The 23,470-nt window shown below is 51.9% G+C and carries 18 protein-coding genes; 10 read left to right on the forward strand and 8 right to left on the reverse strand.

Annotated features, from left to right (window positions below; all coding sequences use genetic code 11):
* Nucleotides 1-147: 147 nt before the first annotated feature.
* Together Q1A04_RS16755 and umuD are read right to left on the reverse strand one after the other, a co-directional pair.
* Nucleotides 148-1,416: a Y-family DNA polymerase gene (locus Q1A04_RS16755; RefSeq protein ID WP_299708294.1), complete on the reverse strand. Its 1,269-nt coding sequence runs from the start codon at nucleotides 1,414-1,416 to the stop codon at nucleotides 148-150.
* A complete protein-coding gene (umuD, locus tag Q1A04_RS16760; protein WP_299708296.1) occupies nucleotides 1,409-1,879 on the reverse strand; it encodes a translesion error-prone DNA polymerase V autoproteolytic subunit in 471 nt (156 codons plus the stop codon). The genes Q1A04_RS16755 and umuD overlap by 8 nt, the downstream gene beginning before the upstream one ends.
* A gap of 535 nt (nucleotides 1,880-2,414) precedes the next feature.
* On the opposite strand from umuD, the gene Q1A04_RS16765 reads away from it, so the two are divergent.
* Nucleotides 2,415-3,662, forward strand: a complete 1,248-nt coding sequence (locus Q1A04_RS16765; protein ID WP_299708298.1) for a pyridoxal phosphate-dependent aminotransferase — start codon at nucleotides 2,415-2,417, stop codon at nucleotides 3,660-3,662.
* Between the two features lie 79 nt (nucleotides 3,663-3,741).
* Here the strand turns inward: Q1A04_RS16765 and Q1A04_RS16770 are convergent, their stop codons facing one another.
* Nucleotides 3,742-4,992, reverse strand: coding sequence for a pyridoxal-dependent decarboxylase (locus tag Q1A04_RS16770; RefSeq protein WP_299708300.1), 1,251 nt, complete (start codon nucleotides 4,990-4,992; stop codon nucleotides 3,742-3,744).
* 299 nt (nucleotides 4,993-5,291) lie between these two features.
* Here Q1A04_RS16770 and Q1A04_RS16775 point away from each other — a divergent pair, with 299 nt between their 5' ends.
* The 5 genes from Q1A04_RS16775 to Q1A04_RS16795 all read left to right on the forward strand — a co-directional run bounded on the left by Q1A04_RS16775 (nucleotide 5,292) and on the right by Q1A04_RS16795 (nucleotide 10,588).
* Entirely contained in the window at nucleotides 5,292-6,857 is a 1,566-nt protein-coding gene (locus Q1A04_RS16775; protein WP_299708302.1) for a SulP family inorganic anion transporter, read from the forward strand.
* Between the two features lie 65 nt (nucleotides 6,858-6,922).
* On the forward strand, nucleotides 6,923-7,594 hold the full coding sequence (locus Q1A04_RS16780) for a carbonic anhydrase family protein (protein WP_299708304.1): 672 nt from the start codon (nucleotides 6,923-6,925) through the stop codon (nucleotides 7,592-7,594).
* Nucleotides 7,569-8,249: a TetR/AcrR family transcriptional regulator gene (locus Q1A04_RS16785; protein ID WP_299708306.1), complete on the forward strand. Its 681-nt coding sequence runs from the start codon at nucleotides 7,569-7,571 to the stop codon at nucleotides 8,247-8,249. Before Q1A04_RS16780 ends, Q1A04_RS16785 begins: the two co-directional genes overlap by 26 nt.
* A gap of 144 nt (nucleotides 8,250-8,393) precedes the next feature.
* The gene (locus Q1A04_RS16790) at nucleotides 8,394-9,410 is read left to right on the forward strand and encodes an NADP-dependent oxidoreductase (protein WP_299708308.1); all 1,017 of its coding nucleotides are present in this window, start codon (nucleotides 8,394-8,396) and stop codon (nucleotides 9,408-9,410) included.
* A gap of 20 nt (nucleotides 9,411-9,430) precedes the next feature.
* Complete coding sequence (locus Q1A04_RS16795; RefSeq protein ID WP_299708310.1) at nucleotides 9,431-10,588, forward strand: iron-containing alcohol dehydrogenase; 1,158 nt, start codon at nucleotides 9,431-9,433, stop codon at nucleotides 10,586-10,588.
* Between the two features lie 84 nt (nucleotides 10,589-10,672).
* Here Q1A04_RS16795 and Q1A04_RS16800 read toward each other — a convergent pair whose 3' ends face one another.
* Nucleotides 10,673-11,032 (reverse strand): STAS domain-containing protein, encoded by a 360-nt coding sequence (locus Q1A04_RS16800; RefSeq protein WP_299708312.1) that lies wholly within the window; start codon nucleotides 11,030-11,032, stop codon nucleotides 10,673-10,675.
* Nucleotides 11,033-11,454: 422 nt separating this feature from the next.
* Here Q1A04_RS16800 and Q1A04_RS16805 point away from each other — a divergent pair, with 422 nt between their 5' ends.
* The gene (locus Q1A04_RS16805) at nucleotides 11,455-17,280 is read left to right on the forward strand and encodes a carboxypeptidase-like regulatory domain-containing protein (RefSeq protein ID WP_299708314.1); all 5,826 of its coding nucleotides are present in this window, start codon (nucleotides 11,455-11,457) and stop codon (nucleotides 17,278-17,280) included.
* 436 nt (nucleotides 17,281-17,716) lie between these two features.
* Nucleotides 17,717-17,887, forward strand: a complete 171-nt coding sequence (locus tag Q1A04_RS16810; protein ID WP_230392283.1) for a hypothetical protein — start codon at nucleotides 17,717-17,719, stop codon at nucleotides 17,885-17,887.
* Between the two features lie 251 nt (nucleotides 17,888-18,138).
* Here the strand turns inward: Q1A04_RS16810 and Q1A04_RS16815 are convergent, their stop codons facing one another.
* The 4 genes from Q1A04_RS16815 to Q1A04_RS16830 form a co-directional block, all read right to left on the reverse strand.
* Nucleotides 18,139-19,500 carry a 4Fe-4S dicluster domain-containing protein gene (locus tag Q1A04_RS16815; RefSeq protein ID WP_299708319.1) on the reverse strand — a complete coding sequence of 454 codons (1,362 nt, stop codon included), beginning with the start codon at nucleotides 19,498-19,500 and terminating at the stop codon, nucleotides 18,139-18,141.
* Between the two features lie 9 nt (nucleotides 19,501-19,509).
* Nucleotides 19,510-20,958 carry an FAD-dependent oxidoreductase gene (locus Q1A04_RS16820; protein WP_299708321.1) on the reverse strand — a complete coding sequence of 483 codons (1,449 nt, stop codon included), beginning with the start codon at nucleotides 20,956-20,958 and terminating at the stop codon, nucleotides 19,510-19,512.
* A 79-nt stretch (nucleotides 20,959-21,037) separates the two neighbouring features.
* Nucleotides 21,038-21,283: a hypothetical protein gene (locus Q1A04_RS16825; protein ID WP_299708323.1), complete on the reverse strand. Its 246-nt coding sequence runs from the start codon at nucleotides 21,281-21,283 to the stop codon at nucleotides 21,038-21,040.
* Nucleotides 21,284-21,346: 63 nt separating this feature from the next.
* Nucleotides 21,347-22,018, reverse strand: a complete 672-nt coding sequence (locus Q1A04_RS16830) for a hypothetical protein (RefSeq protein ID WP_299708325.1) — start codon at nucleotides 22,016-22,018, stop codon at nucleotides 21,347-21,349.
* A gap of 131 nt (nucleotides 22,019-22,149) precedes the next feature.
* Between Q1A04_RS16830 and Q1A04_RS16835 the strand changes: the two genes are divergently transcribed.
* Entirely contained in the window at nucleotides 22,150-22,836 is a 687-nt protein-coding gene (locus Q1A04_RS16835) for a hypothetical protein (RefSeq protein ID WP_299708327.1), read from the forward strand.
* Nucleotides 22,837-22,901: 65 nt separating this feature from the next.
* Nucleotides 22,902-23,432: a hypothetical protein gene (locus tag Q1A04_RS16840; RefSeq protein WP_299708328.1), complete on the forward strand. Its 531-nt coding sequence runs from the start codon at nucleotides 22,902-22,904 to the stop codon at nucleotides 23,430-23,432.
* Nucleotides 23,433-23,470: the final 38 nt, after the last annotated feature.

Below are 23,470 nucleotides of genomic sequence, written 5' to 3' on the forward strand. Positions count from 1 at the left end.
GAAATCTGAATTTAGCTCTTGTGCTTAGCTTTTAGTTAGCGACTTTTGCTATGTTATGAGAACTAAGTCCCCCTTTGAAGTCGAAGATCCCGGACTAGGGGTATGACAATCATGCACCGCTTCTCCTCCTGTTCTGAGTTGGGACAATCACCCAACACACAGCAATTCCCCCAACTGTGTGGTATAGCAAGGCGACTTCTTTTCACATTTCAGCTGCCACGGGCGGGTGGTGCCCTGTGCGGCGCAGGTGACCGTGTCGCGGCCCCAGGCGCTGTTTAGTTTGTCGAGGGTATGCATGAGCCGTTGGTGCTTGTCGCGGTCCACGGTGTCGAGTAGGGAGGTCTGTACTTGGTTCTGAGGCCGCAACTCCGACACGATCACGCCGCTTTTCTTATAGCGGTAGCCTTCGCGGTAGAGCGACTGCAAGGCCAGACTGGCATACTGCAGCAGTTCCAGTGTGCTGTTGGTGGCGGTAGGCAGGGCGATAGTTTTGCTATTGAAGTACTGTGCGTCCGCTTCCCGAAAACGGTTTGTTTCCACAAACACTGTAATAGCTCCCGCACAGCTCTGCTGGCTGCGCAGCTTGGCGGCGCAGCGCGAAGCGTAGTTAGCCGTAGCCTCCTGCAGCTGCGACGGTTCCGTGACTGCTTTGCCAAACGAACGCGAAGTGCAGATGTGCTGCTTGTTAGGAGCCATCATTTCGAGATCTTGGCAAGGCTCACCCCGCAACTCCCGCACGGTGCGCAGGCCCACCACGGTCAGGTGTTTCTTTACGAAGGCATCGGAGGCATTGCGCAGGTCCAAGGCGGAGTGTATGCCAAAGCCGGCCAGCTTGCGGGCATAGCGTCTGCCCACGCCCCACACGTCGCCTACCTCCGTTCGTCGAAGGGCTTCCATGATGTGCCGCTCATCTGTGAGCACCAGTACCCCGTCCGCTTTCTTAGACTTTTTCGAAAGCCGGTTAGCCAACTTGGCCAGCGTCTTGGTTGGGGCAACGCCCACCGACACCGGTATACCTGTCCATGTCCTGACGGTATGGCGTATCTCCCCGGCATACTGGTTCAGATCGCGGCCGTAGAAGTTGCCCAAGTCCATAAAAGCCTCATCGATGGAGTATACCTCTAGGTTGGGTGTGAACTGCGCCAGTGTCTGCATCACCCGTGCCGACATGTCGCCATACAATGTGTAGTTGCTGCTGAAAACGTGTACGTTGTGTTGCTCTATTACATCTTTTACTTGAAAGGCGGGCTCACCCATTTTAATGCCTAAGGCCTTGGCCTCGTTGGACCGCGCGATGATGCAACCGTCGTTATTGGAGAGCACCACGATGGGCTTGCCCTCCAGTTTCGGGTCGAATACCCGCTCGCAGGAGGCGTAGAAATTGTTGCAGTCCACGAGGGCGAAAAGGCTAGTCATGGCCACCGTTCACTTTGTGCAGCGACCACACCACGACGCCCCACGGTTTGAAATCCATTTCCTCCGTAATCTCCACAGGCGGGTATAGTTCGTTGGCCGGCTGCAGAAACAGGCGGGGGCCTTTCTGCAGCAGCCGCTTCACGGTGAACTCGCCGTCCACCACCCCGATGATGATGTGTCCGTGGCTCGGCTTGAGGGAGCGGTCCACCACAAGTATGTCGCCGTCGTGCAGGCGGGCGTCACGCATCGACTCGCCCCGTACCCGCAACAGATAAGTAGCGGTGGGGTTGCGGATGAGCACCTGCTGCAGATTGACTTTATCTTCTAGATAGTCCTCGGCCGGCGAGGGGAAGCCCGCCGCCACGTAACTCTGGCTGATAGGCAGGTCCAATAACTCTGATAAGTGAAGGGGTAGTATCTCAAGGCTCTCCGGCAGGGTGTTCAGGGTATGTGTTTTTTCCATAGTGCTGTCTGTTTTGGTCTCTTTCGCGACACATGCCTCAAATATAGGGTTTGCTAATATATTTGGCAATATATACTAAGAATTTTAGTTTTTGGTTCTGCCTTAGCAGGAACTATATTGGGAGTTTGACATCTATGGTACCCACAAGCGACTAAACCATCTCCAAGCCGATGAAGGCTTCGACAAACTCTACTTGGTGCGCTTGCTTGCGGAGGGAGGTTTTGAAGTAGTGCCTGTGCAAGCTGACCATAAGCCCGGTGTCGCAGATTCGCCTTTTTAACGCATGTGTGAGTTGTGTTAGTGTTTTGTGATTCAGCGTTTAATATTATTGTGTATGAAGTATCGCTGTAAGTAATGAGAGAGAATTTTCAACAGGTATAAGCAAGGGAAAGTCGTGTGTCTTAGACCGATTTTTTTATGATGCTGCCGGTATAAGTGGGTGCTGGCTTCTGCCAAAAACAGCGACATGATTTTAATGACTCGTGTAGGTTTAAAGTGTGTGGCAAAGCATTAAATTTGGGAAATTTACGAATACATGATACAACGCAGCACGCGGCTCAATGCGGTTCATTACGAACTGTGCGGGCCCATATATGAGAAGGCAAAGGAACTGGAGCAGGCAGGCCACCGCATTACCAAACTGAACATCGGGAACCCGGCTCCCTTCGGCTTTGATGCGCCGGAGGCTGTCATCCGAAGCATTATAGACAACCTGCGCCACGCACAGGGTTATTCCGATCACAAAGGCTTGCTATCGGCCCGCGAGGCCATTAAGACTTACTATGCCGCAAAAGGTATAGCGGGCATTCACACCGATGATATTTCGATCGGCAACGGCGTGAGCGAGCTGATTCTGCATGCGGTGCAGGGATTACTCAATCCCGGCGACGAGGTGCTAGTGCCCGCGCCGGATTATCCGCTGTGGACGGCGGCAGTGCGCTTCTCAGGCGGAAAGGCGGTGCACTACCTCTGCGACGAGGCGTCGGATTGGAACCCTGATTTGAATGACATCAAAAGCAAGATTACGAGCCGCACGAAAGCTATCGTGATCATCAATCCGAATAACCCGACTGGTGCGGTGTACCCGCCGGAGCTGTTGCAGGGGCTGGTCGAGTTGGCGGCGGAACACAGGCTGGTGCTGTTTTCGGATGAGATCTACGACAGGATTCTCTATGATGAAGTGGAATTCCGCTCCACGGCCACCTTTTCTGATGACGTGCTGACGGTGACTTTCAGCGGGCTGTCCAAAAACTACTTGGCGGCCGGTTTCCGGGCGGGCTGGATGCTGGTGAGCGGCAACAAGGCAAAGGCCAAAAGCTACATAGACGGCCTGAATACGATGGCGAGCCTGCGGGTGTGCAGCAATGTGCCAGCGCAGTTTGCCATAGAGGCCGCCTTGGAAGGACCGCAGCAGATGGAGGAACTCGTGCTGCCCACCGGCAGACTCCGGCAGCAGCGCGACCTTTGCTATGATAAGCTGGTTGCCATACCCGGTATTAGCTGTGTCAAACCCAAGGGGGCTTTTTATCTTTTCCCGAAAATAGATGTCAAAAAGTACGGTATAAAGGATGATCAGGCATTTGTGCTGGATTTCCTGCGGGAGCAGCATGTGCTGTTGGTGCAGGGCAGTGGCTTTAATTGGCCGCAGCCGGACCACTTCCGCATCGTATACCTGCCGGAACTCGAGGAGCTGAGCCTGACCATGGATAAACTGGCGCTATTCTTGGCAAATTATCAGGGAAATGGTGCGGTAGCCGAAAGGAAGGTAGTAGCGACAATGTAAGCGCCAGAAGCCCCATAAAACAGGAAGGGCTCCCAACAAGGGAGCCTTTCCTGTTTTATGGGGGATGAGCTATTCAAGCCTATTCTATCAAGCAAGCCTCTTTTTGATAGGCTTTCAAATCTTCTAAAAGTGGGATCAGGCGGTCGATGGTCACATGGTCCATTACCACAACTTTGTACCAGTTGGCCTCATGGTGGTTGTCCGGCACAAGGCCATACTTGCTGGCGACTCCTTTGTTAAGGTGCTCGCTACGCATGGTAATGATGTTTGAATAAGGGTTGCGGTAGTAAGCTATACCTGCTTTGTCCAGTTCGCCGGCCAACCAAGCGGCGCGGTTGAGCAGGGTAGTAGTCTTCTCTTCCCAGCCGTAGCGCCCGTAGGTCATCAGAATCATCCAAACGGCGATGGCGTTGGCACCAGAGCGGCTACCGATCAGGGTAAAGTCCTCGCCCTCCACGTAGCTGGCCTCCTTGGTGTTGGCGTGCTGCATAAAGCCTTTCCGGATCAGGAAGATGCCCGTGCCGTAAGGTGCCTGCACCATCTTGTGCGCATCCAAGGTCACGGAGGTGATGTGCTTATTTTGGAAGTTGAGCGTGTTGTCCGGGTTGGTGAAAGGGTAGATGAAGCCTCCGAAAGCCGCATCCACGTGTATCATAAACCGGCAGTCATTGGCTTCAAGCGTAGCTGCATATACCTCTGCGTTATCCACTGAGCCAAACATGGTTGTCATCATATTGGCCACCACAATAAAGTGGCTCTTGCCCTTTGCTTTCTGCGTCGCGATTACCTCTTGCAGGTGCTCCTCATCAATGGCGCGGGTTGCCTCGTCCACCTGTACCATGGCGATGGCGAGGTCAAACACATTAGCTGCTTTGCTCATGGAGTAGTGGCTATCGCGGGAGCAGAGGATGCAGATGCTGTCGTTGCGTACGCCCTCGTGATTGCGGAAGTAGTTGCGGTAGATCCAAATCGCCTGCAAATTAGCCTCGGTGCCACCCGCCGCCACGTAGCCGTCACAACTGTCCGGCTCGGCTTTCAGGATCTGCTCAGCGCACAGCCCGATCAGTTCCCGCTCGATCTGGTGTGTGCCTCTGAAAAAAGACTCTGAAGCCCCTAAGGTATGGCAGCCGATATGGTTTGGGTTGTGGATGAGCGCGGTCAGGAAAGGGGCGTCTTTCAAGAAAGGGGCATCCTGATAAAACACTTTGTTGTCGAGGTGCGAGCCTGGTACGCCTAGTATGTTCTCCTCATAAAAGTTGATGTTCTCTTCCAGCGCATTGAATACGATGGTTCGGATCGTGTCCTTACTCAGTTTAGTCCACTGTTGCATAAGTGTAAGCAGAATTAATCAAAAAATAACGGGTTAGCTAATAAAGTACACCCACGTGCTTTAGGACAGGCAATTTACGACATTTAAAAGACATGCTCCATGAGAACATCTTCCCGCCTAAGCTGTTCAAGCTGCGAGTTACGTTCCTTCGCGGGCAAAAACAATGATTAAAATCACTGCCTAAGTGATGAAAGTCACTTAAAAAAATTAGCAAGTGAACTAAACAGGGCTTTACTTTGTGGCGTTATAGTATTACTATTGTACCGAGTTCTAAACCTATTAATTGAAGAAGATTCGCTATGGTTACCTTTAAAGAGTTGAAAAATGATTTACCGGCGGGTATCGTCGTGTTTCTGGTGGCGGTGCCGCTGTGCCTTGGAATTGCCATGGCCTCCGGCGCTCCTCTGTTCTCCGGTATTATTGCCGGTTTCGTCGGAGGTATAGTCGTAACACTCATCAGTGGTTCGCAACTGGGCGTAAGTGGTCCGGCGGCTGGTTTGGCCGTAATCGTGCTGCACGCCATCGAGGGATTGGGTAGCTATGAGGTGTTTTTGTCTGCAGTCGTGCTGGCGGGTGTCATCCAATTGGCTCTGGGCTTTCTGAAAGCGGGTACTATTGGTTACTATTTCCCGTCCTCCGTTATCAAAGGTATGCTCTCAGGTATCGGCGTCATCATCATCCTGAAGCAGATTCCGCATGCCTTCGGTTATGACGAGAGCTACGAAGGCAGCCTACACTTCATGGAGCCTGACGGCGATACCACTTTCTCCCTGCTGTTCGAATCCCTGCGCTACATAACGCCGGCGGCTGTTATTATCAGCGGACTATCGCTCTTTATCCTGATCTTCTGGGATATGGTACTGTCCAAGAAAGGCAAGATTTTCCAAATCATACAGGGGCCTTTGGTAGTCGTAGTATTGGGCATCATACTCAACTTGGTTTTCCTGAATGCTTTTCCGGAGATGGCCTTGCGTGCAAACCACTTGGTGGAACTGCCGGTGGCAACGAGTTTGGGCGGCTTCTTCCAGCAATTCACCACGCCTGACTTCAGCCGTATCCTGACGTACGATGTGCTGTTTTTGGCAGGCACACTGGCCATCGTAGCCAGTTTAGAGACGCTTCTTTGCCTCGAGGCAACCGATAAACTAGACCCGCAAAAGCGTATCAGTCCGGCTAACCGCGAACTTAAGGCACAGGGTGTCGGTAACATTGTGTCGGGCCTGATCGGCGGTCTGCCTATTACGCAGGTAATCGTTCGCAGCTCGGCCAACATTCAGTCTGGTGGCCGCACCAAGCTGTCGGCTCTTATCCACGGTGTGCTTATTCTGGTCAGCGTCATCGCCATACCAGGCGTGTTGAACCTGATTCCGCTGGCTTCCTTGGCCGCCATCCTGTTGGTGGTGGGGTATAAGCTTGCCAAGCCGGCTTTGTTTATGGGCATGTACCGTGGCGGTTGGAACCAGTTCCTGCCTTTCGTGGTAACCGTGTTGGCGATCGTTTTCACCGACCTGCTCACCGGCATCGGCATCGGCATGGTGGTAGGGATCTTCTTTATCCTCAAAAACAGTTACCAAGTATCGCATACGCTACAGAAAGAGAAGACTCCGGCAGGCAAAGACAAGTACCGCATTGTTCTGGCCGAGGAGGTGACCTTCCTGAACAAAGGCAATATTCTGCAAGAACTTCGCAAGGTGCCGAAGGGCTCTGAACTGGAGATAGACATGTCCCGCTCAGCCGTGGTGGACCCTGACGTGCTGGAACTCATTGAGAACTATAAGGAAACGGCCCACAGCAACGACATCAACCTGAAGATAAAAAGCACGGCTGAGGACGAGAAGCTTGAATACGAAGGTGTGAAGTTTTAAGAATAGACGGCCTATGGGCTAATTTTAAGAAAGTATTATCCATTGATTAAAAAATATTTAAAACCATGAGAACACAGAACAAAGAGACACAGTCAGAGCTGACGCCACAGCGCGCAAAAGAAATCCTACTGGAAGGCAACAAGCGCTTTGTGAGTAACTTGAAAGTAAACCGTAACCTGCTGCAGCAGGTAAACGAAACGTCGGAAGGCCAATTCCCTTTTGCTATCGTATTAAGCTGCATCGACTCCCGCACATCGGCTGAGCTGATCTTCGACCAAGGCTTGGGTGACATCTTTAGCGCCCGTATTGCCGGTAACATTGTGAACGAGGATATACTGGGTAGCATGGAATTTGCCTGCAAGGTGGCTGGTTCTAAACTGGTTGTCGTGCTGGGGCACAGTAAGTGCGGTGCCATTAAAGGAGCCTGTGACCATGTGGAGATGGGCAACCTGAGCACATTGCTTCACAAGATAGAGCCGGCTGTGAGCGCTGTGGAATACGAAGGCGACAGAAGCTCTAAGAACGGTGAGTTTGTGGAGAAAGTAGCCGAAACCAATGTGGTGTGGACCGTGGGCGAGATTAAGAAAAACAGCCCGATCCTTCGCGAAATGATAGAAAAAGGCGAGATTGGCATCGTGGGCGGAATGTACGACGTAGAAACCGGTGTTGTGACGTTCTATGATAACGTTGAAAATATGACTGAAACGCTGCATGAGGAACTTGCTAGCAAATATTAAAATCAGAGTAGAGGAGAAGGTATACCTCAAAGACCCGGAATCATCAGATAAAGGCCGTGATATTATCAAGCACGGCATCTTTCTGATCGATGAACTGGGGCTGGAGGCCTTCACCTTTAAAAAACTGGCCGAGCGCATTGGCACTACCGAGGCGACGATTTACAGGTACTTCGAGAGTAAGCACATGCTGCTCTCTTACCTGATTTCGTGGTACTGGAACTGGCTGGAATACCGGCTGGTGTTCGCTACCAACAACATCGCTTCGGCTGAAGCTCGCTTGAAAATTGCCATCAGAATTCTGTCGGGGCGCATTGAGAAAGATATGGATTTTGAGCATATCGACGAGGTAACCCTACAGCGCATTGTCGTGGCCGAGTCGGCCAAGGCCTATCTGACGAAGGAAGTGGATGCCAACAACAAGGAGGGCTTCTTCCTAAGTTATAAGCGCCTGTGCAAGCGAATAGCCGAGATCGTGCACGAGATCAATCCGGATTATAAATATCCTGCTTCTTTGGTTTCTACCATAGCGGAGAGTGCGCATTATCAGAAGTTCTTTGCACTTCACCTGCCTTCGTTGACGAACATACACGAAGATGGCGGCAGTGAGCTGGAAGATTTTCTGACGCATATGGTGTTTAAGGCCATCGAGAAATAAGCAACTGTATTGTACTGTTGTAAAGGATGATATTGGCGACAGAGCCGGTATCATCCTTTTTTCATTTAGGCCACTTTATACAAATAAAACCATAACCCCTAAGGCCGGTTTTCCATACACTAATAGGTATAAGAAACAGAGCCTATGAAAACCAAGAGCATTTTATTGAAGAGCCGTCCGCAGGGCATGCCGACGGAGGAGAACTTTGAGTTTAAGGAAGAAGAGCTTCCCGGGCTGCAGGAGGGACAACTGTTGCTAAAGGCGCTTTACGTATCAGTGGACCCCTACATGCGTGGCCGCATGAGCGAGGCTAAGTCCTATGTGGCACCCTATAATCTGAACGAGCCGATTATGGGAGGCGTGGTGGCGGAGGTCATGGAAAGCCGAAACGACAGGTATGAGACCGGAGCCGTGGTGCTGGGCAATCTGCCGTGGCAAACCCATAGCATCTCCGATGGAAAAGGCCTCAGCCCGCTGGACCCGGATTTAGCACCACTGAGCTACCACTTAGGTATACTGGGTATGCCGGGTATGACAGCCTATTGCGGTCTGCTGTATATCGGAGAACCGAAGGAGGGAGAGACAGTGGTCGTATCCGGAGCGGCTGGCGCAGTGGGCACCGTGGTCGGGCAGATCGCCAAACTCAAAGGCTGCCGCGTGATCGGTATAGCCGGCTCTGATGACAAGACAGCTTATCTGAAGAATGAGCTGGGCTTTGACGAAGCCATCAATTACAAAACCACGGATAATATGCGCGAAGCACTGTCAGGCGCCTGCCCTGATGGGGTGGATATCTATTTCGACAACGTGGGCGGGGAAATATCGGATGCCGTCTATACCTTGCTAAACAAATTCGCCCGCATCGCGGTTTGTGGACAGATCGCGCTGTACAATGCTACCTCAGTTCCGACCGGTCCACGGGTGGAACCTATCCTGTTGAAGCAGAGCGCTTTGATGAAGGGTTTTATCGTAAGCGACTATTCAGCGCGTTTCCCAGAAGCAGCCACCGAGCTGGTAAGCTGGCTAAAAGCTGGTAAATTGCAGTACGAGGAGCATATAGTCGAAGGCTTCGATCAGCTGCCACAGGCTTTCTTCGGCTTGTTTAAAGGAGAGAACACCGGCAAACAACTTGTGAAAGTGGCAGATTATAACACGAACTAATCAGTACATTTTAAATTTCTATGAACAATTTCACTTTTTATAATCCGGTAAAAATCATTTTCGGCAAAGGGCAGATAGCGGCATTGGCCACCGAAGTACCGGCAGATGCACGCGTGCTCATAGCCTATGGGGGCGGGAGCATCAAAAAGAACGGCGTATATGAACAGGTAATGGATGGCCTAAAGGGCCATAAAGTAGTGGAGTTTGGCGGAATAGAGCCCAACCCGCGCTACGAAACCCTGATGCAGGCGGTCGAACTGGCAAAACAAGAGCAGGTAGACTACATTATGGCCGTGGGTGGCGGTTCTGTCATCGACGGAGTCAAATTCATAGCTGCGGCTATACCTTTCGAGGGCGGCGACCCTTGGACAATCTGCTCTGAGAAAGTGCCTGTGACCAGAGCTATACCTTTCGGAGCAGTGCTAACCCTGCCTGCTACGGGCTCCGAGATGAACTCTGGTTCTGTGATCACACGGGAAGAAACAAGACAGAAACTTGCGTTCGGTTCGCCGCTTACCTTCCCAAAATTCTCCATTCTCGACCCTGAAACTACCTTCTCACTGCCTTTGCGCCAGCTCAGCAACGGTATTGTAGACGCCTTCACACACGTGCTGGAGCAGTACCTGACTTATCCGGTCAATGCGCCGCTGCAGGATCGGCTAGCGGAGTCCATCCTGATCACGCTGAAAGAGGAGGGGCCGAAAGCGCTGCAGAACCCCACTGATTACGATACGACCGCCAACATTATGTGGTGCGCGACCATGGCGCTAAATGGTGTGATTCGGGTAGGTGTGCCGACGGACTGGGCCACGCACATGATAGGCCACGAACTAACGGCCCTGCATGGCATCGACCATGCCCGTACCTTGGCCATCGTGCTGCCATCGCTGCTGCGCTACAAACGCGATACCAAGAGAGAAAAGCTGTTGCAGTACGGCGAGCGGGTGTGGGGTATTACGAAAGGCAGTGAAGACGAGCGAATCGAAGCCACGGTGCAGGCTACCGCCGATTTTTTCGAGTCGCTGGATATTCGCACCAAGCTCAAGGATTATGATGTAGACAAATCAACGATCCAAGAGATTGTGAAGCGCTTTGAGGAGCGGGGTGTTAAGAACCTAGGTGAGCGGGCCGATATACAAGTGGCGGATGTAGAACAGATCCTGACTATGAGCCTGTAGTAGTATAGGTATACAGTTCTAAAAGAAAGAGCGCCTCTGATTTAGCAGAGGCGCTCTTTTGTTTTTATAGAAAATCCGTTTGGCTTAGGCGGCGAATTGCGGATTTTGCTGTTGTTCAACTTCCTCAAAAGACTTTGCCTTGTCAAAAAGCGTGTCGAGGCGGAGGAGGCGGAACAGACGCTCCGTGGTGGCATTCATATCGCACAGCACCACCTTCACGTTATGTTTTCTGATCTTAAGCAGTTCGCTCACAAATGAACAGATGCTGCTGTTGGTAATATGCAGACGGTCTACGTGCGAACAGTCAATCCAAAGCTCTTTATTGCCGTCAGTTGGCGCTTCGGCAATTGCTTGGCGGATTTTATCGAGCGCTTGTTGTTTTACAAGTCCTTTCACAAAAAAGATATGGCGATTCTGGTGCGAGGTGTGGTTGGTAATTTCCATGGCGACGTCCCTTAAAAAGATTTAACATATAAAGGAGGATGCTTTAGCAGCAGAGGCGTCCTTTATTAAATACTATAAAATTAAAAACATACTATTGGGTGAGTATTGTATTTTTAAAGTACGGGGTAATCGGTATATAGTTATTTGGTTTTCAATAAATTTAGTTAACGATTTAAATAGCTGGTTTTTGCTAAATATAAGCTTTGCATGGCTTATAAAGGAATGTGGCTTTTATAGGATTAATTTTATGTGTGCCTTGAATAAGTCTTTGTTGCAAAAATTAAATAGAGGTCTTGGCCGTAAATTTGGGGTGGCATGGAAGTCCTACCATAAGCCAATGCTATTATAACAGGCTGGGATAGAAATTCAGGAGTCAGTATATACTATTTTTAGTATATTGATAGGGAATTGACGCCGCTGCTATGTTTAAACAATTACTACTGCTACTATTCATTTCCCTAATCACCGTTTCAGCTTTCTCGCAGGGTCGTCTTGCAAACTCCCAACTGCGCAGCCCCTATACCTATATCTACCAAATCACAGACGAGCAGGCCCTGAAGATTTATGAAAAAGGGCCTGATGTGGTTAAAAGCAGTTTCTTCCATACCGTAGTCGATTCCTTTGCAATCGGCAAGGATTACAACAAACCATTACCACAGGGGCACTACCTGTACATGCATGCCCAAGGTCCCGATTTGGTTTATTGGCTGGAAACAAAGAGCAAACTGCAGGCGAAGCTGCTGCACATGCAGCCGGAGCTTACCCTGCTGATACACGACAGTCTGGGGCAACTGGTGTCCGATGCGCAGGTAATGGCAGGCAAGAAGCGCGTGCCGTTTGACAACAAAACCAACACCTATCGTCTAAAGAAAGGACCCAAGAAGGGAGTTGTCAGTGTGACCCACTCTGGCCATACCTTCTATGAAGAGCTTGCGCCGCAGCACAACCAGTCCCACTACAAGCCGAAGTGGTGGCAGCGACTGATTAACACGTTCCCGATTCGTTATGCTTGGTGGCCGTTTCGGGATGTGTACAGAACCATTAAATGGGGATATCCACAAGGTTGGATTCGGAGCGTCGCTTCTATTTTTAACGAGGATCACCGCCGCGACAAAGCTGATAAGTACAAAGGCTACCTCGTTACCAACAAACCACTCTACCAACCCGGCGACACGGTGAGGTATAAGGCCTATGTAGTAAAAGATAACGGCAAGCCGGTGCAATATAAGGCACAGCTTGTGTTGGATGGATATGATATCAAGCGAAAGAAACTGGAGGAGTTCGAACCGTACCGAAAAGGAGCTTACGAGGGTTGGTTTGTATTACATGACAGCCTGAACCTGCGGCTGGATGCTACTTATACCTTGTTGCTAGAAAGAACGAACAAAAGGGAGGATGTAATGGTCAGCCACTCCTTCACCTATGAAGACTATGAACTAAAGGAAAACAAATATACGCTGCGACTGGCGCATGAAGAACATCAAGCCGGTATAGAGAACCAACTGCACGTGCGCGGTACAGATGCCAACGGACTCAATCTACTCGACGCCCGGGTAGAGGTGGTGGTGTTCACCAAACAGGTATTCGGGTCGCGGGAGCAGCAGGTGTTTGTGCCAGACACGCTCTGGAAGCACAGTCAGTCGCTGGAGTCTGCTGGCGAAACGAGCATCACCATACCTGCCACGGCTTTTCCGAAGGCTTCTTTGCGTTATCAGGTAAGGGCTGATTTCCTGAACAGCAGCAACGAACGTAGTTTTCAGTCTGCCGAAGCCAGTTATACCTATACCCCGGGGCAGCTGAAACTCACGCTCTCGCAAGACAGTCTGCTGGCCCAATACCTCGAAGGCGACAAAGCCATGCCGCAGGAGGCAAAGCTGATCGCCATCGACACGAAAGGCAACAAAGTGCTGGAGCGGAAGGTGCAGTTGCCTTACCGTTTGCCGGTGAACCCCTACGTGCGGCGCTACGTCTTGCAGACTCCAGAGCAGGAGGCGTCACTTGCCCTGAATCCCGAGAATTCACAGATCCAAGCCTTCACCGACCGCAGCAACGACTCGCTCTACTTTGTGTTGGACAATCCGAGGAAGCTGCCGTACTGGTACTTCGTGTACCGGGGTGATAAACTGGTGGAGCAGGGTAAAGGGCATGAGAAAGAAGTACGCTATACCCGGACTCTGCATGGCGATGATCCTTATTTTGTGACGCTGCGCTACATGTGGGGCGGCGAGATCCGGTCAGATGAGAAAGTGGCGCCGCACCGCAAGTATACATTGAACGTGGAGGTGGAAGCGCCGCAGGTGGTGTACCCCGGTCAGCAGAGCGACCTGACCGTAACCGTGCGCGACGCCAAAGGCAAGCCGGTGTCCAATGCCGACCTCACCGCCTATGCCATCACCTCCAAGTTCACGGCACAGGGCGTGCCCACACTGCCGTCTTGGGACAGGTATAAAGGCCGCAAATCGTATCAGAAGCTGCGGCTCAACAACGAGTCCAAAGCCGCCACGCAGCTGATGGACTGGAACCAATGGAGCCGCCGCATGGGACTCGACAGCATGGCCTATTACAACTTTCTATACCCGAAGCAGGGTGTTTTTATGGAGTACAGCCTCTCCCGCGACAGCCTGACGCAGTTCTCGCCCTTTGTGGTAGACTCCGGGAGGGTGGTGCCTGTGCATGTGGTATACCTTGATCGGGTGCCGGTGTATTTCTCCGGAACGGATGTGATGCCTGCCTATTCCTTTGCGGCAGACAGCGGCTACCATACCATCGTGATGCGCACGGCCGACAAATTGGTCACTCTTGACAGCGTATACCTGCGCCCGTACCACAAACTGGTGCTAAGCGCTGACCTAACGCCAACTGCTGTGCCCTATGCGAAAGAGGCTGAAAAGAAGAACTACCTCTCTACTCGGGAGCGCAATAATCTCCATAGCTACCTCCTGCAGGTGGAGCAAAACTTCGGCAATGATCTGGCTTATCTGAAACAAGGCCGCAGGGTGCTGCGCATTCAGGACAACCCTAACCGAAACAACTATTATTACTCAGCTACAAAATCTCTGCTGGCGGGGCCATTCTCGCCGGGTTATCTCCAGTTTACAAGGTATAACAGTTTCAATACCACCTTCGAGATGGAGGCGGGCTATACCTATACCTTTGAGCGGGAGCTGCTCAAAATGCGCGAGCGCCGACTTTTGCCCGAGCATGTTCATCTTGGCAACTGGAACAAGAAGGAGCGCAATCCGGTGCCACTCTATGATGAAGCACCCATTGAAAAACATTTGCAGCAGGAGTGGGAGGAACTGCAGCGACAATTCTGGCTGCAGAAGACCTTAGGTAATAATCCACGCTACGACGACTACCTGCCCAAAGGCCGAGTAGGCTGGCGACTGGACAGCGCCTTCACGCAAACGCCTACCATTGCCGTGCTGCACAAGGCCGGTCAAACCGACTCCGCTCGACTCTACAGCGGCAATAATATCCTGATGACAGGTATACCGGTTGGCAAATATCGGCTGGCGCTACTGTTCCCGGACAGCAGTTATATGGCCACAGACCTGCAGGTGCAGGCAAACGGGCAGGTACAGCTATACCTACAACCAGCCGCTCAGAAGCCGGCAGACAGGTATAGCCAAACACTACAGCAACTGATCAGCAGACGAATCAGGGAAGCTCAACGTGGAGTAAGTATAGAAGTGCAGCAACAGGTGATCAGGCAAATGCGCAACGACAACTATACCAGCGGTCTTCACGAGTACAGCTCCACCGTGTCGGGGATCGTGGTGGATGCCCCCTCAGGCTTGCCGCTGCCAGGTGTGGCCGTGCTGGTAAAAGGCACGCGGATCGGTACGGCTACCGATGCAAACGGCTTTTACCAGCTTGGTGTGCCTTCCAACGCCGTGCTGGTGTTCCGCTACCTCGGGTATGTGACTTCGGAAGTGGCTACAGAGGGAAGGAGAGTGGTAGATGCCTCTTTAGACCAAGATATGAAGCAGCTTTCGGAAGTGGTGGTGACTGGTTATGGCGCGCAAGAGAAGAAAACAATGGCTTATGCTTCAGTAACGGTTGTACACGCAACGCCTGGAAGTGCTGCTGGTATACAGATCAGAGGAAATGCATCCATCCAAAGCGCAAGCTCGCCACTTATTATCGTGAACGGCTTGCCTTACAGCGGCGATCTGTCTGACTTAGACCCTGCTTTGATCGCTTCTATGACGAAGCTGGACGCAGCGGCTGGAGAGGCTCTCTATGGCTCCCGAGCGGCGGGCGGTGTGATTATAATAGGTAACAAAAGCCCCCAAGGGCTCACCGCAGAACTACCGGTGGACGAAGCCGGCGCCATCCGCGACAATTTTTCCGACTACGCCTTCTGGCAGCCACGCCTGCTCACCGACCGCAAGGGCCAAGCTACCTTTCCGGTCACCTTCCCGGGCGATATTACCAGCTGGAATACCTATGTGCTGGGGATGGATGGCAAGAAGCGAACGGGTATTTACAGCACCAGCATCAAGTCCTTTAAGGCGATGATGGCCACGCTGGCGATGCCACGTTTTCTGGTGGAGGGCGACAAGACACAGGTAATTGGTAAGGCGCTCAACTATCTGCCGGACTCCGCCAACATCAGCACCCGCTTTGAGGTGGCAGGCAAGCAGGTGCGTGAAAACCAGATACTGCTCAAGCGCGCCTATACCGATACGCTTACCCTCACGGCCCCGTCTGTCGCCCCCGACTCGGTGGAGGTGCTCTTTGCCTTGCGAGCGGCCGAAGGGATGGCCGATGGCGAGCGGCGCCACATCCGGGTATACCCGAAAGGCACCCAAGAAACCACCGGTCACTTCTTGGCTTTGCATACAGATACGACTGTGACCTTGAACTTCGACCCGGCCAAAGGTCCTGTGAAGCTACACGCCAAAGGCAATCTGATGGAGGTGATACTGGAGGAGATCGACTACCTGCACAAGTATGAGTACTGGTGCAGTGAACAGGCTGCTTCTAAACTGAAGGGGTTGTTGATGGAAAAGCGCATCCGAAAACAGCTAGGGGAGAAGTTCACACACGAACGCATGGTGCGCCGACTGGTGCGTCACCTCGAAAAGACCCAGCTGCCAGAAGGCGCTTGGACGTGGTGGCAGTCTGGTCCGGCCTATACTTGGATCACGAGCCACGTGGTAGAGGCCCTGTCGCTGGCCAAAGTAGAAGGCTACGCCCCGAAATACGACGAGCAAAAGCTACAGGACTTTATGGTATACCGGCTGGAGCAAGCCCGCTTCACCGACAAACTGATGATGCTCGAAACCCTGCACAAGCTACAGGCCAAGGTCGACTACAACCGCTACGTGGAGGAGCTCTCTAAACGTGACAGGCTTTCACTGGAAGAGCAGTTGCGGCTCACCCGCATGCGCCAGTTACTTAAGCTGGAGGCCCCGCTTGATACGTTGCAGAAGTATAAAAAGACAACCACGCTCGGAGGGCTGCACTGGGGCGAGAACAGGTATAGTCTCTTCAATAACCACATCTCCAACACGCTGCTGGCCTACGACATCCTGAAAGCGGCCGGCGGGCACGAACAGGAACTAGCCAGCATCCGGGCCTTCCTGCTGGGCGAACGCCGTAATGGCCATTGGCGCAATACCTATGAATCGGCCCGCATACTGGAAACGCTGCTGCCCGATCTGTTAAATTTTAAAGACGGAAATCAGTCGCAGCTTCAGAATACGTTGCAACTCACAGGACCTTTGCAATTGGAAGCCGCCAAATTTCCTGTAGACACCACCTTCCTACCGGGCCAGCCTTTGGTGATCAGTAAAGTCGGTAAGCTGCCGCTCTACCTGACCGCCTACCAGACCCACTGGAACTCCAGTCCGGAGCCGGTGCAGAAAGATTTTGTGTTGACGACCTCTTTTAAAGGTATAACAGACCAAGCCGCCTTAAAAGCAGGTACACCAGTCGAGCTGGTGGTAGAGGTGGAAGCCAAAGCCGATGCCGACTACGTAATGATTGAAGTGCCAATACCTGCCGGCTGCTCTTACGATGAGAAAATAGGCAAAGGACCTTACGAAGTGCACCGGGAGTATTTCCGTCACAAGGTGGCCATTTTCGCGGATCGACTGCCAAAAGGGAAGCACACCTACACCATCAAACTACTGCCACGCTACAACGGAACCTACACGGTTAATCCAGCAAAAGCGGAGCTGATGTACTTCCCGGTGTTCTATGGACGGACAGGGTTGAAGGGCGTGAAGATTAAGTAGTCGAGAGCAGATACACTGCATGCTGTTGATTTTTTCTTAGATAAGGATAAGCGAGATTTGACACATCGATTTCACAACAGTTTAAGCGTTAGATTCTTATGGGTATACAAAGCTGTGTTTAGGCCATTTAAAGCACTTTTTGAGGATATGTTAAATTATTATTAAAATATTTGAGGCTAACTATTGTTAATTAAAATCAAGTCACATAAATTGCACTATGCTGTTTAAGTAAACGCATAAGTAATTCATTCCTAACAAAAGACTCAAGCCTCTGTTTTGACCTTTAAAAGTGTTTACCCATTATATGACGGTGTGGCACATTTCTTGGAAGACTCAGAAAAAAACGTTTAACTTTTAGCCAATGTTAGATATCATCAATTTTGTTGCTCTTGCCGGCATTTTCAATGTTTGTTTTTTCTGGTATGCATCTACCAAAATGAAAACCAAGCCTGATCCGGTTAAGACGCTTGTAGTATCTTTTGTTTTCTCCATTCCGCTTAGTTTTCTGTTGATCGCCGTTTACACTACAATGCTGCTCTATGCAGCTAAGATCGGCGCCAGTGAAGATGCCATGTGGGAGTACATGGAGCAGGAAGAGTTGCAGTAACACCTACAGGTATAGCTTCGGCTAATCTGTTACCTTAAACGCATCGCGGGCACCTGTCAAAAGCAGGTGCCCGCGATGCGTTTAGGCCATTTGGTTGGAGTTTTGCCTCCGGTCAATGGCAAGATGAATTAATAACCAACTATGCTGAAAAAAGAAAGGTCGCAGCATCAGATCATTGGTCTTATTATGTACCTTTTGCCAGATGCGGGAAAATTATACAGGGGCATAGGCCGGTTATCTTCCGATAAAGCCTAGCTTAAGATCCGCAGCTCGTCACGTTTGATCAGTGGAGAACCTGCATAGCGGTCCTCACGCGGACCATTCTCTAACTTGAGCACGCCTCTTGGGCAAACGTGAGCGCAGATGCCACAACCTACACACGAAGCCCGGATGATCGGCTCACCCTGTTGCGCATACCAGCGCACATCAATGCCCATTTCGCAGTAAGTGGAACAGTTGCCGCAGGAGATGCACTGTCCGCCGTTGGTGGAGATGCGGAAGCGGGAGAAGTACTTTTGAAGCAGGCCCAGATAGGCGGCCATCGGGCAGCCGAAGCGGCACCATACTCGGTTGCCCATCAGCGGGTAAAATCCTACGCCGATCACACCCGAAAACATAGCCCCGATAAAGAACCCGTATGTCTGGGCAAAGCCGCCCGACAAGTCACCCAGCAAACGGCCTTCGCTCCAAGAGTTGACCCAAAGGAAAAGCGTGGTGAGAATGACAAAACCCAGAATCGGATAGATGATAGCCACTTCCCAACGCCAGGCTTTTCGGCTTTTGTCGGAGAGGTGTCGGTAAGGATCGCCAGCAGTTTCGGCTAGTCCGCCGCAGCCGCATACCCAAGAGCAGTACCAGCGTTTGCCATAGAAATAGGTGAGCACCGGCGTAGCCAAAAAAGAGAAAACCGCACCCCAAAATACCATAAATACCCCCAAAGCAGCGCCGTCGCGGATCAAATAGTCCACGGTACCCGGAAATAGGTAGTCGTACTTGAGCGGCCAGAAGTAACTAAAGTAGTACTCTGGTTGGTTGAGCATCAGCAGCAGGCCCGGCAATAGAAAGGCAAAACCCAACTGAAAGAACATGACCGAGATGGTGCGGATGATATGGTAGCGGCTGTTACGGTACTTGAGCAGGGCGTATACCCCCATGATCAGCACGGCCAAGGTATAGAAAGTACCATACAGAAACCACTGGTCGCTGGGGCGGTTGCGCAGCCACTGGCTCAGTGGCTCCATGGCCTGTATCAATCCTTGCAAAGTTTCAGGAAACCAGTAGAGCAGCACATAAAAACCAGTGAGCACAAAGCCGATGACCCAAGCCGATGCCCCCCGGGAAGTGGCCTCCTGTTGCCAGAGTCCGTGGTTTTGCTCGGCGGATGATCTATGCCGGCGGCTTTGCCATACATAGAGCAAGGCACCTACCGTGAAAACCGCTGTTCCTCCAAGGCCGGTCATGACAGGGGAGAGGTAATCGGCTCCCACGGCAGCAACCAGTATACCCAACAGCCCGATGCTGATAAGCAGCAGACCTGCCATCTTCAGGACATTTTGCGAAGCAGTAGAAGAGGTGGCAGTAGTATCGGAAATGACAGCAGTATGCATTTGCATGATTAGTAACTAACAGGAAGTAGAATCAGAAAACAGACCGAAGCGCTTGCGCAACTCCCACCAAGTATTGTGCTTGACGGGCGGTTGTTGGCTAGGGAATCGGATATAGTACTGGCGCAGAAGCTCTTCTTCGTAGCGCTGGAAAAACTCCGGATCGAAGTTTACGGCTGGTAGCTCTTGCATAACCTCGTGCAAGGTATAGCCTTGCTGCAGCCAGTGGTGGCACAAGTCGTGGCGGTAACGAACGCCAAGCAGATTTATACCTAGGAGTTTGGCTGTTTCCTTCTCATACAGGAATCGGATGGCCTTGGTCGCCTCCTCGTTTTGCCAGTACAAGGACTCGTGTTGCTCTGTGAAAAGTGGAGGAACAGTGCCATAAGTCTGGTATTCGATGTCGAAGAACTTGGCCGAGTTGAACCATGGTCCCCGCTGGTAAGGCTGGCGGTCACCTAGAAGGGTAGAGGCCAGCGCCTCGGCGTGCAGACGGGCGGTATACCAGAGTTGCTCCATCATCGGCTGGCCCGGCGCAGGACTTCGGAACTGGGCACAGTCGCTGAGCGCATATACATCGGACTGGCTCGTCTCGAAAAACTCGTTCACCAGTATGCCGCGGTCCATGTCTATACCTGCACCTTTTAAGAAAGCCACGTTCGGCTGTACACCGGTGGTGACACCTACAAACTGGCAGGCTAATTCCTTGCCACTGCGCGTCAGAATAGCGCGAACCCTACCGGATGCATCAGCCAGAATCTCCTGCAGTTCTTCTTGCAGTAACAGTTCGATGCCGTGGTGTTGGATGTGATCGGTTACGAGTTGGGCCTCTTCTGCAGGCAGTACATTGTGCCAGTAGAGTTTGTCGCGTATAAGCATGGTGACTGCAATGCCGCGGCTACGGAGCATCTCGGCCATCTCCACGCCAATCAAGCCGCCGCCAATGATCACAGCCTTTTGTATACCTGCCGTATTGGCTTCCATCAGCTCCAGATCCTGCAGCGAGACAAGACCTTGCACGCCTTTCAGCGTCTGGCCGGGCCAGTTGTAAAAAGCGGCGCTGGAGCCGGTCGCCAGTACCAGCTTATCGTAGTGCAAGGGAGCGCCTTCGCGGAGCACCAGCTTTTTCTCGCTTATCTCCACCCGCTCCACATAATCATGTAAAAGTTCAATCTTCTGTTCCTCCCAATACCAATCGGCATAGGGCACAATGTCCTGAAAGCGCATGTGCCCCATGTACACGTACATCAGGGCCGTACGAGAAAAGTGCAGCTTTGACTCAGCGGAGACCATGGTGATGCGGCAATCGCTACGCTGCCGGATACGCTGCGCCAGGGTAACGCCTGCAATGCCGTTACCGATGATGACTAAATGCTCCTGTGCTTTGATTTTCTCCATTGAAAAAGCCTGCGCCTTACTGGTGGCTATACCTGTTATACCTTGTTGTGGCAGGGCAAGTATAGCCAAAGATACGAAATAAGGGCAGGCATAAAAAAAGGAAGGCCGGGTCGTCCCCAGCCTTCCTCTCAGTAAGTCTATTTAAATACTAGCGGCTTCCGGCGCTACTGCCGACATCCTGTCCGCCGTCTTCTACACTTTTGCCACCCTGACGTCCGCCAGTGCGTGGTTCGTTGCCCGCGCTGCGACCGGCCTGATCACTCTCCGAAGAGCGTGGAATTTGCTCGGACGGATCCTTCTTGGCAGTCGGGTGTATGTTAGGCACTTTGTTGCCTTCGTTGATATTGTTTTTGTTTTGATCTTTATTCTGGTCTTTATTCTTATCTGCGTTCATCGTCATTCTGTTTTAGTTATCTTAAGTTTTACTCTGAATCGCCCCCAAGGTTATGGCTATACCTTAGTAACGGTCATAATCCGGGTTGGAACCTGTGCGGTCTGGCGGACCGTAACGGCGTGGCTGGCGCTGTTCGTAGTTGCTTTGGCGCTGGCGCATTTCACCGGTCATGGGATTGTAGCGGCGGTTGTAATCCGGATCGGAGTTGCGGTCGCCGTCGTAGCCGAAACTGAGTGAGCCGGCCATGTTACCATAGTTCTCGTCGCGGAGATGTGGGTAGTTGTCAGGGCGATAATCGCCGTCGAAATTGCCTGAGGTACGGCGGCTGTACTGGTCACCGTATTGCTGGCTGCTGCTACGTGAATCTCTGCTGCCTTCGTTGTAGCGCGAGCGATTATCGCGCATACCTGCGCTACCACCGTAACGTCCTCCAAAGCCACTGTAATTACCTTGTCTCGAACTGTCGCCGCGATAGCTTTGCTGGTACTGGCGCTCCGTATAATTATCGTTGTCCTGCAGGTTGCGGCTGCGGCGGTACACGTAGTCGCCTCCTTGGTCCTCGTTGTAGCGATCACGGCCTCTGTTGCCCATGTCACCTTGGCGATTGCGGTTGTAGGTGCTGTAGTGCTCGTCTTCATCCAAACGGTAAGCACCTCTATACTGCGATTCGTCAGGACGACGCTCGTTACGTCTGCGGTCATCGTGGCGGTCCTGCCAGTTGTTATATCTTTCCATAGTCTTATCTGATTTAGTATACCCTCTATAAACGAACAATCGGAAAGGGAGTTTACACGGCATCCTTAACCCTAAGCAAGGGCAAGCCCGTAAACAGTAGCAGTACATGTAAGTAATAAAATCACAATGCTATGAGAAACAACAGAGAAGAAAACCGCGATAATCGAAACATGGAGCCACGCTGGATACATGGTCATCACCATGGTGAAAACTCAGACCGCGGCAACTATACCGTGGACTCGCATTTTAACAGCGGCTATGGCGAGCAGGAAGACGATTACTATGATACCCGGTCTTTCAACACCAACATAGACCACGAATATGGCTCCCGACAGGGGCGCTTTCAGCCGGGCGGTGCGCAGTATAGCGGCGAGGACTTTACTTCGAACAGACGCAGAAGAAATGATAACCCTTATGGCATGAGTTATGTGCCGAACGACGACCATAACTCCGGCCGACACTACGATCCACAGGCTGATTACAGCAACAATGACTACGATGACTTGCGCCGTCCGGGTAATTCTTGGACACGCTCCGAACAGTATGACGAAACCTTCGGGCATGATATCAGCCGCCGTCGCAGACGCGGTGATCAGGGCTTCCAAGGCCACTCCTCCATGGGCGACTACGAATCATACCGCCGCTACGAAATGAACAACCCGGCCTACGACAACGACTACAGCGGAGGCTTTGCCGGCCGTAACCATACAGAGGGACGTGAGCATTTTGGCGAGGACAGCCATTACAGCAACTTAAGCCGCTGGGGACAGGAAAACCGCCCACAGCGCCGCTCCGAAGACCGGCACAACCGACACTAATTTGTAAAACCAAACAGCCGTAGGAGAGCGCTCTTCAGCGGCTGTCATTTTAAAAAAATAGAACGATGAGAGATTATAGAGATCAGAATTACGGCGACTTCAGCCGCCAATACCAAGAGGACCATCCGCGGCAACAGCATCACCGCAATGAGCGTCGTGATTGGGGCAGAAGAGCTGAGGACGAAGGCGCCGGAAGACAATACCGCGCAAGGCACGACGACTCGCGCATGCGCGAAGGCAATTACCGCGGCAGCATGGAGGATTACTACAACACCACTTATGACACCAACAACTACAGTGGTGTGCCTCGGCACGACGAGTACGGACTACCGCATGGCTCTGAAAACGATTTAGGAAGAGTAAGCCGCGGCAACCCGCAGTTCTACAACCCCGACAGCTTCGAGCGTACCCGCTACCGTTACAGTACCGGCTACAATCCGAACTATGACAACCCTGAGGAAGGCGACCTGTACCGCAACTTCGACAGCCGTGGTAACCATGGATACCGCCACGACGCCTCCTATGGCAATGCCGATGAGTTCCGCGATTTTGGCGACGACCACTACGGCTCTCGAGACCAGAGCGGCCGATACTAAGAAGTGCGGCCCGTGAAAATGATTATACCTATTGTATA

Origin of the sequence: uncultured Pontibacter sp., assembly GCF_947499215.1 — a bacterium.
Taxonomy (GTDB): Bacteria; Bacteroidota; Bacteroidia; order Cytophagales; family Hymenobacteraceae; genus Pontibacter.

Coding starts and splice junctions, on each gene's coding strand:
- Q1A04_RS16755 (WP_299708294.1), bottom strand. CDS start 1,416: ATGACTAGCCTTTTCGCCCTCGTGGACTGCAACAATTTCTACGCCTCC.
- umuD (WP_299708296.1), bottom strand. CDS start 1,879: ATGGAAAAAACACATACCCTGAACACCCTGCCGGAGAGCCTTGAGATA.
- Q1A04_RS16765 (WP_299708298.1), top strand. CDS start 2,415: ATGATACAACGCAGCACGCGGCTCAATGCGGTTCATTACGAACTGTGC.
- Q1A04_RS16770 (WP_299708300.1), bottom strand. CDS start 4,992: ATGCAACAGTGGACTAAACTGAGTAAGGACACGATCCGAACCATCGTA.
- Q1A04_RS16775 (WP_299708302.1), top strand. CDS start 5,292: ATGGTTACCTTTAAAGAGTTGAAAAATGATTTACCGGCGGGTATCGTC.
- Q1A04_RS16780 (WP_299708304.1), top strand. CDS start 6,923: ATGAGAACACAGAACAAAGAGACACAGTCAGAGCTGACGCCACAGCGC.
- Q1A04_RS16785 (WP_299708306.1), top strand. CDS start 7,569: ATGAGGAACTTGCTAGCAAATATTAAAATCAGAGTAGAGGAGAAGGTA.
- Q1A04_RS16790 (WP_299708308.1), top strand. CDS start 8,394: ATGAAAACCAAGAGCATTTTATTGAAGAGCCGTCCGCAGGGCATGCCG.
- Q1A04_RS16795 (WP_299708310.1), top strand. CDS start 9,431: ATGAACAATTTCACTTTTTATAATCCGGTAAAAATCATTTTCGGCAAA.
- Q1A04_RS16800 (WP_299708312.1), bottom strand. CDS start 11,032: ATGGAAATTACCAACCACACCTCGCACCAGAATCGCCATATCTTTTTT.
- Q1A04_RS16805 (WP_299708314.1), top strand. CDS start 11,455: ATGTTTAAACAATTACTACTGCTACTATTCATTTCCCTAATCACCGTT.
- Q1A04_RS16810 (WP_230392283.1), top strand. CDS start 17,717: ATGAAAACCAAGCCTGATCCGGTTAAGACGCTTGTAGTATCTTTTGTT.
- Q1A04_RS16815 (WP_299708319.1), bottom strand. CDS start 19,500: ATGCAAATGCATACTGCTGTCATTTCCGATACTACTGCCACCTCTTCT.
- Q1A04_RS16825 (WP_299708323.1), bottom strand. CDS start 21,283: ATGAACGCAGATAAGAATAAAGACCAGAATAAAGATCAAAACAAAAAC.
- Q1A04_RS16830 (WP_299708325.1), bottom strand. CDS start 22,018: ATGGAAAGATATAACAACTGGCAGGACCGCCACGATGACCGCAGACGT.
- Q1A04_RS16835 (WP_299708327.1), top strand. CDS start 22,150: ATGAGAAACAACAGAGAAGAAAACCGCGATAATCGAAACATGGAGCCA.
- Q1A04_RS16840 (WP_299708328.1), top strand. CDS start 22,902: ATGAGAGATTATAGAGATCAGAATTACGGCGACTTCAGCCGCCAATAC.